At 49.8% G+C, this 13,569-nt stretch carries 16 protein-coding genes and 1 pseudogene; all 17 read left to right on the forward strand.

The annotated features are described in order from the left end of the window. Positions 1-151 precede the first annotated feature (151 nt). The 17 genes and pseudogenes from infC (at position 152) to ptsN (ending at position 13,567) form a co-directional block, all read left to right on the forward strand. Entirely contained in the window at positions 152-673 is a 522-nt protein-coding gene (infC, locus tag Q9J79_RS00195; RefSeq protein WP_079453755.1) for a translation initiation factor IF-3, read from the forward strand. 146 nt (positions 674-819) lie between these two features. Continuing rightward, positions 820-1,017, forward strand: coding sequence for a 50S ribosomal protein L35 (gene rpmI / locus Q9J79_RS00200; protein ID WP_304685252.1), 198 nt, complete (start codon positions 820-822; stop codon positions 1,015-1,017). 12 nt (positions 1,018-1,029) lie between these two features. Next, positions 1,030-1,389: a 50S ribosomal protein L20 gene (gene rplT, locus Q9J79_RS00205; protein ID WP_301911569.1), complete on the forward strand. Its 360-nt coding sequence runs from the start codon at positions 1,030-1,032 to the stop codon at positions 1,387-1,389. 110 nt (positions 1,390-1,499) lie between these two features. Further along, a pseudogene (locus Q9J79_RS10425) lies at positions 1,500-1,610 on the forward strand (IS5/IS1182 family transposase); the annotation flags it as partial. A 124-nt stretch (positions 1,611-1,734) separates the two neighbouring features. Continuing rightward, complete coding sequence (gene pheS, locus Q9J79_RS00210) at positions 1,735-2,727, forward strand: phenylalanine--tRNA ligase subunit alpha (protein ID WP_301911567.1); 993 nt, start codon at positions 1,735-1,737, stop codon at positions 2,725-2,727. Positions 2,728-2,783: 56 nt separating this feature from the next. Further along, positions 2,784-3,230: a very short patch repair endonuclease gene (locus Q9J79_RS00215; RefSeq protein WP_301911566.1), complete on the forward strand. Its 447-nt coding sequence runs from the start codon at positions 2,784-2,786 to the stop codon at positions 3,228-3,230. A 70-nt stretch (positions 3,231-3,300) separates the two neighbouring features. Then, complete coding sequence (locus Q9J79_RS00220; RefSeq protein WP_301911604.1) at positions 3,301-4,395, forward strand: DNA cytosine methyltransferase; 1,095 nt, start codon at positions 3,301-3,303, stop codon at positions 4,393-4,395. Then, positions 4,367-5,422: a type II restriction enzyme NmeDI gene (locus Q9J79_RS00225; protein ID WP_500797193.1), complete on the forward strand. Its 1,056-nt coding sequence runs from the start codon at positions 4,367-4,369 to the stop codon at positions 5,420-5,422. The genes Q9J79_RS00220 and Q9J79_RS00225 overlap by 29 nt, the downstream gene beginning before the upstream one ends. A 54-nt stretch (positions 5,423-5,476) precedes the next feature. Further along, positions 5,477-7,840 (forward strand): phenylalanine--tRNA ligase subunit beta, encoded by a 2,364-nt coding sequence (pheT, locus tag Q9J79_RS00230; RefSeq protein ID WP_301911565.1) that lies wholly within the window; start codon positions 5,477-5,479, stop codon positions 7,838-7,840. A 72-nt stretch (positions 7,841-7,912) separates the two neighbouring features. Continuing rightward, the gene (locus Q9J79_RS00235) at positions 7,913-8,215 is read left to right on the forward strand and encodes an integration host factor subunit alpha (protein WP_003675494.1); all 303 of its coding nucleotides are present in this window, start codon (positions 7,913-7,915) and stop codon (positions 8,213-8,215) included. Then, positions 8,199-8,507, forward strand: a complete 309-nt coding sequence (locus Q9J79_RS00240; RefSeq protein WP_003707968.1) for a hypothetical protein — start codon at positions 8,199-8,201, stop codon at positions 8,505-8,507. The genes Q9J79_RS00235 and Q9J79_RS00240 overlap by 17 nt, the downstream gene beginning before the upstream one ends. A 176-nt stretch (positions 8,508-8,683) precedes the next feature. Then, positions 8,684-9,169 (forward strand): FxsA family protein, encoded by a 486-nt coding sequence (locus Q9J79_RS00245; protein ID WP_301911564.1) that lies wholly within the window; start codon positions 8,684-8,686, stop codon positions 9,167-9,169. A 386-nt stretch (positions 9,170-9,555) separates the two neighbouring features. After that, complete coding sequence (gene bioA / locus Q9J79_RS00250) at positions 9,556-10,857, forward strand: adenosylmethionine--8-amino-7-oxononanoate transaminase (protein WP_301911563.1); 1,302 nt, start codon at positions 9,556-9,558, stop codon at positions 10,855-10,857. Further along, positions 10,854-11,501, forward strand: a complete 648-nt coding sequence (gene bioD / locus Q9J79_RS00255; protein ID WP_301911562.1) for a dethiobiotin synthase — start codon at positions 10,854-10,856, stop codon at positions 11,499-11,501. The genes bioA and bioD overlap by 4 nt, the downstream gene beginning before the upstream one ends. A 23-nt stretch (positions 11,502-11,524) precedes the next feature. Further along, complete coding sequence (locus tag Q9J79_RS00260; RefSeq protein ID WP_301911561.1) at positions 11,525-12,013, forward strand: chorismate--pyruvate lyase family protein; 489 nt, start codon at positions 11,525-11,527, stop codon at positions 12,011-12,013. 29 nt (positions 12,014-12,042) lie between these two features. Next, a complete protein-coding gene (gene ubiA, locus Q9J79_RS00265) occupies positions 12,043-12,933 on the forward strand; it encodes a 4-hydroxybenzoate octaprenyltransferase (RefSeq protein WP_301911560.1) in 891 nt (296 codons plus the stop codon). Positions 12,934-13,117: 184 nt separating this feature from the next. After that, complete coding sequence (ptsN, locus tag Q9J79_RS00270; protein WP_118791869.1) at positions 13,118-13,567, forward strand: PTS IIA-like nitrogen regulatory protein PtsN; 450 nt, start codon at positions 13,118-13,120, stop codon at positions 13,565-13,567. Positions 13,568-13,569: the final 2 nt, after the last annotated feature.

A 13,569-nucleotide genomic window follows, 5' to 3' on the forward strand; every position in this document is an offset into this window, starting at 1 on the left:
GTCTTCCTAGTGCGTATTTACGTTCTTACAGTTATGGGAAAATATCGTTGCAGGTATTTTCAGATAGCTTGAAAAAGGGTAGAATTTCAAGATTTAGCTACGGTTAAAGCTGATTTAACCTATTATCTTATTAATTTTTATAGGAGTATTCATCATCGCTCAAGAACGCGAAGCACGAATCAACGGCGAAATTACCGCCAAAGAAGTGCGATTAATCAGTGAGTCAGGCGATCAGCTTGGTGTCGTTTCAGTTCGTGAAGCTCTGGCTATGGCCGAAGAGCAAGATGTCGATTTGGTAGAAATTTCCCCGACTGCCAAGCCGCCCGTATGCAAACTGATGGATTACGGTAAATACAAATACCAACAAGCCAAGAAGCGCGACGAAGCCAAGAAAAACCAAAAGCAGGTACAAATCAAGGAAATCAAATTCCGCCCGGGGACCGATGAAGGCGATTATCAAATCAAAATGCGCAACATCAACCGCTTCCTTGCCGACGGCGATAAAGTCAAAGTGACATTGCGTTTCCGCGGCCGTGAAATGGCTCACCAGCAACTCGGCGCGCAACTTTTGGAACGTGTAAAAGAAGATTTGGCTGAAGTGGCGCAAATCGAGTCCTTTCCCAAAATGGAAGGTCGCCAAATGGTGATGATGATTGCGCCGAAGAAAAAATAAAGCTATAATTCTCCGCTTACTCCGATTGCCGCTTCGGAGTAAGTTTTCAATTGCGGCAAAAAACCGTGGTATTGTGGGTTTAAGTGTTTGAAACCGATGTTTTAAAACCCCCTAATGCCCTATCCGATAACGAATGGAGTTTTCCCATGCCTAAAATGAAAACCAAGTCTAGCGCGAAAAAACGCTTTAAAGTACTGGGTAACGGCGGTGTGAAACGCGCTCATGCGTTCAAACGCCACATCTTGACTAAAAAGACCACCAAAAACAAGCGCCAATTGCGCGGTACCTCTATGGTAAATGATCGCGATTTGGCTTCTGTTGCTAAAATGTTACCCTACGATTAAGGAGTTTAGAATATGCCACGCGTAAAACGCGGTGTTACCGCCCGTGTCCGTCACCAAAAAATCTTCGCGTTAGCCAAAGGCTACCGCGGTCGTCGTAAAAATGTTTACCGCGTTGCCAAACAGGCGGTAATGAAAGCCGGCCAATACGCATACCGCGACCGCCGCCAACGCAAACGCCAATTCCGCCAACTGTGGATTGTCCGCATCAATGCAGGTGCGCGTGAAAACGGGTTGTCTTACAGCAAATTTATGAACGGTCTGAAACGCGCCTCTATCGAAATCGACCGCAAAGTATTGGCTGATTTGGCCGTGTTCGATAAAGCCGCTTTTGCACAATTGGTTGAAAAAGCCAAAGCTGCTTTGGCTGCTTAATCCAAAAAATTGAAGAGGAAGCTGCGGCTTCCTTTTTTCTTTGTTTGCAGAAATTCTATGTGATTGATTTTCTTTCTTTAAAGTCTATTTCTTTAAATAAATTTGCGTTAAAATATAGTGGATTAAATTTAAATCAGGACAAGGCGACGAAGCCGCAGGCAGTACAAATAGTACGGCAAGGAGAGGCAACGCCGTACTGGTTTAAATTTAATCCACTATACAGAAAATTTATCCAATGGATTGACCGTGAAGAAAATAAGGTCGTCTGAAGAGTCTGATATGTCAGGCTATACAGGCGGCCTCGTTGTTTCAGCTGGCATATCATTAATTGACAGACTTGATATTATGGAAAATGTAAACCGTATCGTTGCAGAAGGCATTGCTGCAGTAGGAACTGCGCAAGATTTCAATACCTTAGAACAAATTAAAGCACGCTATCTCGGTAAAACCGGCGAATTGACCGGACTTCTGAAAACTTTGGGTCAAATGTCGCCTGAAGAGCGCAAAACCATAGGTGCGCATATCAATGAATGCAAAAACCGGTTTCAGACGGCCTTTAACAATAAACGCGATGCCCTCAACGAAGCCAAGCTGCAAGCCCGACTTGCCGCCGAAGCCCTTGACATTACCCTGCCCGGACGCGCTCAGGAAGGCGGCAGCCTGCATCCTGTAACCCTGACCTTGCAACGTGTGGTCGAACTCTTTCACGGAATGGGTTTTGAAGTGGCGGACGGTCCGGAAATCGAAGACGATTTCCACAATTTCCAAGCCCTGAACATCCCTGCAAACCATCCTGCCCGTGCGATGCAGGATACGTTTTACGTTGAAAACGGCGATGTTTTGCGTACGCACACTTCCCCGATTCAAATCCGCTACATGCTCGATAAAAAAGAGCCGCCCATCCGCATTATTGCCCCCGGCCGCGTTTACCGTGTGGACAGTGATGCCACTCACTCGCCTATGTTCCATCAGGCCGAAGGTTTGTGGGTAGAAGAGGGCGTAACTTTTGCCGACTTGAAAGCAGTGTTCACTGACTTTATTCGTCGCTTCTTTGAACGCGATGACCTGCAAGTGCGTTTCCGTCCGTCTTTCTTCCCGTTTACTGAGCCTTCTGCCGAAATCGACATTATGGGCGAAAACGGCAAATGGTTGGAAGTCGGCGGCTGCGGTATGGTGCATCCCAACGTGTTGAAAAATGTGAATATCGATCCCGAAAAATACACCGGTTTCGCCTTCGGCATCGGCCTCGACCGTTTCGCCATGTTGCGTTACAACGTGAATGATTTGCGACTGTTTTTTGATAACGATTTGAACTTTTTGAAGCAGTTCGCGAAATGATTGTGCAGGCTGCCTGAATATGAAAAAGCAGCCTGCACATTTTCAGGTAGCCCGAAATGGACAGATTAACCCCCGAGCAACGCAAAAAATGTATGCAGTCCAACAAAAGCAAAGGGACGAAACCCGAGCTTGTGTTGGCAAAAGCGATGTGGGCTTTGGGGCTCAGGTATCGGAAAAACAGCGGAAGCATTTTTGGAAAACCTGATTTTTCATTTAAAAAATACAAAGTTGCCGTGTTTGTCGATGGCGAGTTTTGGCACGGCAAGGATTGGGAACGGAAAAAAGCGGAAATAAAGGTCAACCGCGAGTTTTGGATTGCCAAGATAGAACGCAATATCCGGCGGGATGTGGAAGTAACAGGCCGTTTGAAAGCCGAGGGCTGGACGGTTTTACGTTTTTGGAGTAACGATGTCGTTAAAAATGCAGGCTGCCATGCCGAAAAAGTCAGACAAGCCGTCCGCGAAAAACAGGGATTGTCAAAATTTCAAACGGGAGAAAAATAATCTCCCCTTACAGTTGACGGATAAAAGCTGCAATTTGGATATAAGTATACGGCAGGAAAGAAAAAAAACTTTGATTTTTTCTTTTTTCTCCGGTGCGGGCTTTTTGGATTTGGGCTTCGAGTTGTCAGGATTTGATATTGCCTTTGTTAATGAAGTCCATCCCCCATTTTTGGAAGCATATAAATACTCTCGAAGCAGAATGGATATCCCGAAGCCTAAATACGGATATTTTGAGGGTAGTATTGACGAATGTCTTTATGCTGAGAAAGCAAAAGATTTGGCTGGCTGGGTTAAAAAGGAAAAACAAAATGGCATTATTGTCGGATTTATCGGAGGTCCCCCATGTCCGGATTTTTCTATTGCAGGGAAAAATAAAGGTAGGGATGGGGAGAATGGTAAGTTATCACAAAGTTATGTGGATTTAATTTGTAAAAACCAGCCTGATTTTTTTGTATTTGAGAATGTGAAAGGACTATATAGGACTGCCAAGCATAGGGAGTTTTTCAATGCGTTGAAACGGCAACTTTCTGATTTTGGATATGTATGTACTGAAAAACTCATCAATGCCATCGAATACGGCGTACCGCAAGACAGGGAAAGGATTATCCTAGTGGGTTTTTTGAGTCAGCATGTCGATGCTTTACAGAAATTTGATTGGGATGCCTATATTTCATTCCCTGATGCCTTGGAAAAAGATTGGCCTACGACAGAAGAAGTAGGAAGGGTGGTCAGTCAGCCTGCAAACATATACCCCGAGTTGACCGTTCAGTATTGGTTCGATCGCAACGGTGTGGATACGCACCCGAATGCGAGCAAACACTTCCAACCAAGAGCGGGTTTAGGAAAATTCCAAACCATAAGCGAAGGGGATGATAAAAAGAAGTCCTATAAACGCCTACACCGCTGGCGTTATTCCCCGACTGCCGCATACGGAAACAACGAAGTCCACATTCATCCCTATCTGCCAAGAAGGATTTCCGCTGCGGAGGCATTGGCAATACAGTCTTTGCCGAAGGAGTTTGAGCTGCCTGATAACATGACATTGAGCAATATGTTCAAAACTATAGGCAACGGTGTACCGTTTTTGGCAGCAAAAGGGATAGCGATGACACTAAAATCTTATTTGGAGAATCACTATGAGCGGACAAAAACTGACGGCTGCTAATTTGGTCAGTGCGATTGATAGCTTGAAAAAGAATGTCAATTATAACTATGTGAACAGCTCAAATACGCATACCATACAAATCGTCCATGTTGAAAAACCGGAAGGTCCGATTAAGATTAAAAGGGGAGATACGGAAACTTCGATATCAAAACAAGCAATTTGGCGGTTGGCAGATGCGTTGTCCACGGGGGAGCCTGTCAATGTGGACAGGGTGTTTGGCGCAAGTTATAACTTTCGTTCCGCACTGGAGGCATTGCTTGCCCATACACCCGAAATTTACTGGTGCAAATTGCAGCGGATACAACCGGGTCTGAATAAAAGCGAGGTGGTGGAAGGGCACAAGCACATTATTTGGCTTCCCGATAGGCCGCATGAAAAAGGCGTAATGAAGGAATATGAGACAGATGTCGTTATTTCGGAAATCCCCTCCAACAATGTGGTTTACGATGCTTTATCCCTTCCTTCAACCCATTCAGAAATAGATATAGATGTAAAACGCCGCCACGTGCAAATACAGATTGCCCTTTCAGCAATAGGTTTTCAACTTGGTTTCAGGACGTGGATTGCGAGAAACGACCAAGGTATTAGTTATGGGGATAAGAAAATTGCCGATTTGGACGGTATCGTACAAAAGATAGAAAGCGAGAAACTTATCAGTTCGTTTGACGGCGCGGTTCAGGCCGCAATGCATATTGATTGCATCTGGTTCAGGAATGGAAAACTGATGCCGGCGGTGATGGAGGTGGAACATAGTACGGGTGTACGTTCCGGCCTTGCACGGATGAAGCAGTTGAAAGACCTGTTGCCACCATATGCTAATACGCGCTGGGTTATCGTTGCTCCTGATGAAGATAGGGATAAAGTTTTTAAAGAAGCGAATGTTCCGATGTTTAAAAATTTAGATACCCAATATTTTCCTTATTCCGCAGTTGAAGAGTTGTATTCCTTGTGCATTCGCCGGAAATTGACAAATAAAGCCGTCAATGAAGAATTTTTAGACTGCTTTATGGAAAAATGTGTAATGTAATTTACACTCGGTTACCCTTAAGTTGTCCAATCAAATTTAATCTTTAGGAAAAAAATGCAATTCTCCTACTCATGGCTGAAAACCCAAGCCGATACCGAACTTTCCGCAGATAAGCTGGAACATCTGTTAACCATGTCCGGCTTGGAAGTGGAAGAAGCCGAGACTGCCGCGCCTGCGTTTACGGGTGTGGTAATTGCCGAAGTGAAATCCGTTGAAAAACATCCTGATGCCGACCGTTTGAACGTTACCCAAGTCGATGCGGGTACGGGCGAGTTGGTGCAGATTGTGTGCGGTGCGCCGAATGTGAAAGCGGGCATCAAAGTGCCGTGTTCATTGCCGGGTGCGGTGTTGCCGGGCAATTTCAAAATCAAGCCGACCAAGATGCGGGGCGTGGTGTCGAACGGCATGTTGTGTTCCACCGATGAACTCGGTCTGCCTGACGACGGCGTAAACGGCCTGCACATTCTGCTGCAAGACGCTCCCGTCGGTGCAAACATCCGTGAATATTTGGATTTGGACGATACGGTGTTCATGCTGAAAATCACGCCGAACCGTGCCGACTGCCTGAGCATTAAAGGCATTGCGCGCGAAGTGTCCGCGCTGACAGGTTGCGCGTTCAAGCAGCCTGCAATCCATGCCGCGCCAATCACGGGCAGCCGCAAACAGCCCGTGCAGATTGATGCGCCTGCCGATTGCGGCCGCTTTATTAGCCGTGTGATTGAAAACGTGAATGCGCGCGCCGCCACGCCGGATTGGATGAAGCAGCGTTTGGAGCGCAGCGGTATCCGCAGTATTTCCGCGCTGGTGGACATTGGCAATTATGTGATGCTGGAAATCGGTCAGCCGATGCATGTTTTTGATTCCGACAAACTTTCAGGCAGCCTGCACATCCGCCGTGCGCGCGAAGGTGAAACGCTGGAATGCCTGAACGAGAAAACCGTCTCCCTGTCTGAAAACACGCTGGTAGTGGCCGATGAAAAAGGCGCGTTGAGTTTGGCGGGACTGATGGGCGGCGCGGCAAGCGCGGTTTCAGACGGCACGCAAAATATCGTGCTGGAAGCGGCTTGGTTTGCACCCGAAATCATTGCCGGCAAATCGCGCCAGTACGGTTTCGGTTCGGATTCTTCGTTCCGCTTCGAGCGCGGCGTGGATTACCGTTTGCAGGCGGATGCCATCGAACGCGCCACCGAATTGGTGTTGCAAATCTGCGGCGGTGCGGCAGGCGAAATGGTGGAAGCGCAAGGCGAATTGCCTGAGGCAAAACAGGTTGGGCTGCGTTTGAGCCGTCTGAAAACCGTGTTGGGTGTGGACATTCCTGCCGAACAGGTGGAAACCATTTTGCAACACTTGGGTTTGCAGCCTGAAAAAACGGCGGAAGGCTTCCGCGTTACCGCACCGAGTTTCCGTTTCGATATCGAAATCGAGGCCGATTTGATTGAAGAAATCGGACGCGTTTACGGCTATGAAAACATCCCCGACGATTACACGTCAGGCCGTCTGAAAATGCTGGAACTGCCCGAAACACGCCGTCCGCGTTTTGCCGTTTACAACGAAATGGCGGCGCGCGGCTACCGCGAAGTAGTCAGCTATGCCTTCGTTGACGAGCAGTGGGAACAAGATTTTGCCGCCAACGCCGATCCCATCCGCCTGCAAAACCCGCTGGCGGCGCAATATGCCGTGATGCGTTCTACGTTGATTGGCGGCTTGGTGGAAATTTTGCAAAACAATCTGAACCGCAAACAAAACCGCGTGCGTGTGTTTGAAATCGCCCGCGTGTTCGGCAAGGGTTCGGACGGACTGTTCGTGCAAAACGAACGTATCGGCGGACTGTGGTACGGCGCAGCAATGCCCGAGCAATGGGGCGAGAAAACGCGCAATGCGGATTTTTACGACATTAAGGCGGATGTGGAAAATCTGTTGAAAAACAAAGTAGTCGAGTTCGTCAAAACCGGACATCCCGCCCTGCACCCCGGACGCGCCGCCAATATCGTTTCAGACGGCAAAGTCATCGGCTTTGTCGGCGAACTGCATCCGAAATGGCTGCAAAAATATGATTTGCCGCAAGCGCCGCTGGTATTTGAAATCGATATGGCGGCCGTGTTGGAATGCGGGAAAACGTGCTATCGGGCAGTATCGAAATTCCAGCCGGTGCGCCGCGATTTGGCGTTTGTGATGCCGGAGGCAATGTCCCATAACGAGTTGTCGGCCGCCTTGAAGGGCGCGGCAAACAAGTTGGTACAGGAAATCAGCGTGTTTGACGTGTATCGCGGCACAGGCCTGCCCGAAGGGATGAAGAGCGTGGCGGTCAAAGTGATTTTGCAGGATATGGAAAACACGCTGACGGATGAGGCGGTCGAGCCGCTTATCGGAAAACTGGTTGGCGCGGCAACGGCGGCAGGGGCGCGGCTTCGCAGCTAAAAATAAATATTCGCTTGAATTTTAAATAAAAATTGGTAATAATCTACAACTATTACAACAGAAGGTAATCATATGACTCTCACTAAAGCCGAATTGGCCGATATTTTGGTAGATAAAGTCAGCAACGTCACCAAAAACGATGCCAAAGAAATCGTCGAACTCTTTTTTGAAGAAATCCGCAGCACTTTGGCGCGCGGCGAGGAAATCAAAATTTCCGGTTTCGGTAATTTCCAGTTGCGCGACAAGCCGCAACGCCCGGGCCGTAATCCGAAAACCGGCGAGGAAGTGCCGATTACCGCCCGCCGCGTCGTTACTTTCCACGCCAGCCAGAAACTCAAAGGTATGGTGGAACACTACTATGACAAACAACGTTGATTTGACGATTCCTGCAAAACGCTATTTCACGCTGGACGAGTTGTGCGGACTGTTGCAAATCAGCCCCTATGGTTTTGCGCAATGGCAGCACGATCACGGCGTGGTTGTCGGTTACGGCGGCGAACGCTACACCCGTTTGGATGTGGTGAAACTGTTGAAACTGAAGAGCACGTTTGCACCGTATGCAGAAGGTGCGGAGTCGGGTTCGGACGGCAACCGTCCGGTTACGCTTCAGGAAATCGGAGACGGTCTGAAAGACCTGTTGGCGGATTTGGATAAGGAATTGTGCTGATTTGAGGCCGGTTGCAGGTATGCAGCCGGTTTTGTTTTACACGCTAAAAAATAATTATTGCGTGATTTCACATTGTTTCTGCTTGAAGCACATGGTTTTGTAATCATTTACAGGCAGGTCGTTTGGAGTCCTGTTCGGGCGGTTTGCTGTTCACTTAAATATAAGGATGACGGTCAATGAGATTCTTCGGTATTGGTTTTTTGGTGCTGCTGTTTTTGGAGATTATGTCGATTGTGTGGGTTGCCGATTGGCTGGGCGGCGGCTGGACGCTGTTTTTGATGGCGGCAGCCTTTGCCGCCGGTGTGCTGATGCTCAGGCATACGGGGCTGTCCGGTCTTTTATTGGCGGGTGCGGCGGTAAAAAGCGGCGGGAAGGTGTCTGTTTATCAGATGTTGTGGCCTATCCGTTATACGGTGGCGGCGGTCTGCCTGATGAGTCCGGGATTCGTATCCTCGGTGTTGGCGGTATTGCTGCTGCTGCCGTTTAAGGGAGGGGCAGTGTTGCAGGCAGGAGGTGCGGAAAATTTTTTCAACATGAACCAATCGGGCAGAAAAGAGGGTTTTTCCCACGATGATGATATTATCGAGGGGGAATATACGGTTGAAGAGCCTTACGGCGGCAATCTTTCCCGAAATGCCATCGAACACAAAAAAGACGAATAAATATGAATGGAATGCCGTCTGAAGGTTCAGACGGCATTTTTCCGGTTTGAAAATATAGTGGATTAACAAAAACCAGTACGGCGTTACCTCGCCTTGCCGTACTATTTGTACTGTCTGCGGCTTCGTTGCCTTGTCCTGATTTTTGTTAATCCACTATATCTATGACTGATTGAAGCGTCGGGCGGAGGCTGTGTGAAACGGTATTGGGCGTTGGGCCGTCTGATTCCAATCAGGCTTGAGGAATGCGAAACGGTGTGCGCTTATGCTGCGGAACGATTTGTTTCGCGGTTTTGCGCCCAAAACGGATGGAAAGGTGTGGGAAGCGGTCTGTCGGAGTAGAATACGCGTTTGCGTTTGAATACAGTAAGAAGAAAAGAGAGAAACTTATGCCGTCTGAACATCAACACACATCATCATTGCTTGATTTCGACCGTACCCATCTGCTTCATCCCTATACTTCCATGACCGATCCGCTTCCCGTTTATCCTGTCAAACGTGCAGAAGGGGTGTTTATCGAATTGGCGGACGGCACGCAGCTGATTGACGGGATGTCGTCTTGGTGGTGTGCGATACATGGCTACAATCATCCTGTTTTGAATCAGGCGGTTGAGGCGCAGATTAAGCAAATGTCGCATGTAATGTTTGGCGGTTTGACGCATGAGCCTGCGGTGGAACTGGGCAAATTGTTGGTTGGGATTTTGCCGCAGGGGCTGGACCGTATTTTTTATGCGGATTCGGGTTCGGTTTCGGTGGAAGTCGCACTGAAGATGGCAGTGCAATACCAGCAGGCGCGGGGTCTGACCGCGAAGCAGAATATTGCGACGGTGCGGCGCGGGTATCACGGCGATACTTGGAACGCGATGTCCGTTTGCGATCCGGAAACGGGGATGCACCATATTTTCGGCAGCGCGTTGCCGCAGCGTTATTTTGTCGATAATCCGAAAAGCCGTTTCGACGATGAATGGGACGAGGCGGATTTGCAGCCTGTCCGCGCCTTGTTTGAAGCGCATCATGCGGATATCGCCGCCTTTATTTTGGAACCGGTCGTGCAGGGCGCGGGCGGCATGTATTTTTATCATCCGCAGTATCTTCGCGGATTGCGCGATTTGTGCGATGAGTTTGATATCGTGTTGATTTTTGATGAAATCGCCACCGGATTCGGGCGCACGGGCAAGATGTTTGCCTGCGAACACGCGAACGTCGTGCCGGATATTATGTGCATCGGCAAGGGCTTGAGCGGCGGCTATATGACGCTGGCGGCGGCAATCACTTCGCAAAAAGTTACCGAAACGATTTCGCGCGGCGAAGCGGGCGTGTTCATGCACGGCCCGACCTTTATGGCGAATCCGCTGGCGTGTGCCGTTGCCTGCGCTTCGGTCAAGCTGCTTTTGTCCCAAGACTGGCAGGCAAATATCCGCCGCATTGAAAGCATCTTAAAATGCCGTCTGAAAACCGCGTGGGACATTCGTGGTGTGAAAGACGTGCGCGTTTTGGGCGCCATCGGCGTGATCGAGTTGGAAAAAGGCGTGGATATGGCGCGTTTTCAAGCGGATTGCGTGGCGCAGGGCATTTGGGTGCGCCCGTTCGGCAGGCTGGTGTATCTGATGCCGCCTTACATTATTTCAGACGATCTATTGACCGAACTTGCGGATAAAACCGTACAAATATTGAAGGAACACAGCAAATGAAAGGCGTTTACTTCGTCAGCGGCATAGACACGGACATCGGCAAAACCGTCGCCACCGGCGTATTGGCAAAACAATTGTTGCAGCAGGGCAAAAGCGTAATCACGCAAAAGCCCGTGCAAACCGGTTGCCAAAACATTGCCGACGACATCGCCGTTCACCGCAAAATTATGGGCATCCCGATGCAGGAAGCGGACAAACAGCGGCTGACTATGCCCGAAATCTTCAGCTATCCCGCTTCACCCCACCTCGCCGCCCGACTGGACGGCAGGGCTTTGGATTTGGACAAAATCCGCACTGCCACGCAGCAACTGGCGGCGCAATACGAAATCGTCTTGGTCGAAGGCGCGGGAGGTTTGATGGTTCCGCTGACGGAAAATCTGTTAACTATTGATTATATCCGTCAGCAAGGCTATCCCGTCATTCTTGTTACCAGCGGATGGCTCGGCAGCATCAACCACACCCTGCTCAGTTTCGCCGCGCTCAAACAATACGGCATCCGCCTGCACAGCCTCGTATTCAACCATATCCATGACAGTTCCGACGAATGCGTCGCGCAAGACAGCCTGAACTACTTGAAATGCCGTCTGAAAGCCGATTTTCCCGAAGCGGAATGGATGGAGTTGGACGCATTTGAAACCCTTTGATATTTCACCCGAGGTGCAGAGACATGACAGAAGAAACACAAGCAAGCGATTTGCACTGGACGGACACGTTGCCCTCCTCCGTTTCAGACGGCATCAGCCTGCCGATGAGCCGGTTATTGAAAGCCCGGTCGCTGACCGCCGCATTGCGCGCCTTGCCGCACCGGTTTTCGGTCGAGCTGCTGTACTCGGGCGAAGCAGAAACGGAATACGGACGGCGGCGGGTGCGCGATGTGTTTCTGAAACTGGACGGCACTGCCGTTGTGCAGGCACGAAGCGCGTGCAGCGTCGGTTCGGCGTTTTGGCAAAACGTCTTGGATTGCGGCACGCGCCCTTTGGGCGAACGTCTGTTTCAAGCCGATTTGGAAGGGGCGCGTTCGGCATTTGAGTTTGCCGTTTCCGACGAAGGATGCGGACGGTACTTTGCCGCGCGGCGTTCTCGGTTTTCCCATCAAGGCGAGGAAATGCTGCTGACCGAGTATTTTCTGCCCGAACTGAAACGCTTTATCGGATAAAATACCGTTTTTTCAAGCTGTGCGGCAATATGAATCCTAAATCCCCTTTATTTTTACGCCTGTCCGACCGTTTGGATGTGTACCTGCGCCTGATGCGGGCGGACAAGCCCATCGGGACGCTGCTTTTGCTGTGGCCGACCTACTGGGCGTTGTGGCTGGCTTCAGACGGCATTCCCGATTTGGCGGTATTGGCGGCGTTTACAATCGGCACGTTTTTAATGCGCAGTGCCGGCTGCGTCATCAACGATTTTGCCGACCGCGATTTTGACGGTGCTGTCGAGCGTACCAAAAACCGTCCGTTCGCACAGGGCAGGGTCAAGAAAAAAGAAGCGCTGCTGCTGACGGCATTTTTGTGCCTGCTTGCCGCATTGTGCCTGATTCCGCTGAATCATCTGACATGGCTGATGAGCCTGCCCGCGCTGTTTCTTGCGCTGACTTACCCGTTTACCAAACGTTTTTTTCCGATTCCCCAACTCTATCTCGGGCTTGCCTTTTCCTTCGGCATCCCGATGGCGTTTGCCGCCGTTGTCGGAAACGTGCCGCCTCAAGCATGGATACTCTTTGCTGCCAATGTTTTATGGACACTGGCTTACGACACTGTTTACGCCATGGCGGACAAAGAGGACGATTTGAAAATCGGCATCAAAACCTCCGCCATTACGTTCGGGCGTTACGACATCGCCGCCGTTATGCTGTGTCATGGCGGCTTTACCCTGCTGATGGCAGTATTGGGTGCGGTTATCGGTGCGGCATGGGCATATTGGGCGGCAATCCCCATCGTCCTGCTGCTGCAATACCGCCAATACGCCGCCATCAAAAGCCGCGTCCGGCAAATCTGTTTTGAAACGTTTTTGGCAAACAACAGAATCGGTTGGGTGTGGTTTACCGCTATTTTTGCCCATACGTTTTTCGCGAAATAAGGCAGGGCAATGCCGTCTGAAGAGCCGTAAACTGCTTTGGACGGCATTTCTATCTGTGCCGAAAAGCGTTAAAATATGTTTTTAAAACGCTGTGTTATGTCAGTCCGTACCGTATGCGGGATTGAGGTTTGCCCCGGCAGTCGGTACAATCCTTCTGTTTTGCGATGTCTGAAAAGAGAAGCTTATGAGCCTTATCGGCGAAATTTTGCCTTTGTCCCATATCGTTTTGGATATGGAGGTGGGCAGTAAAAAAAGGCTGTTTGAGGAAGCGGGCCTGCTTTTGGAACGCGAGGCATCATTGCCTCATGCTGATGTTTTCGAATGTCTTTTTGCCCGTGAAAAACTCGGTTCGACCGGTTTGGGGCAGGGTGTCGCCATCCCCCACGGCCGCCACGCGAGCGTGAAGCAGGCGACGGGCGCGTTCATCCGCACGCGCGAACCCGTCGTATTCGACGCGCCCGACGGCAAGCCGGTTTCTCTGGTTTTTATCTTGCTGGTGCCGGAAAACGCAACGGGTGAGCATTTGGAAGTCTTGTCCAAATTGGCCGGCAAGTTTTCCCAAAAAAGCATCCGCGAATCGCTGATGACCGTTTCCTCTGCGGAAGAAGCCCGCGCCATCCTGACCGAAGAATAAAA

Source organism: Neisseria viridiae, assembly GCF_962747995.1.
GTDB classification, from domain to species: domain Bacteria; phylum Pseudomonadota; class Gammaproteobacteria; order Burkholderiales; family Neisseriaceae; genus Neisseria; species Neisseria viridiae.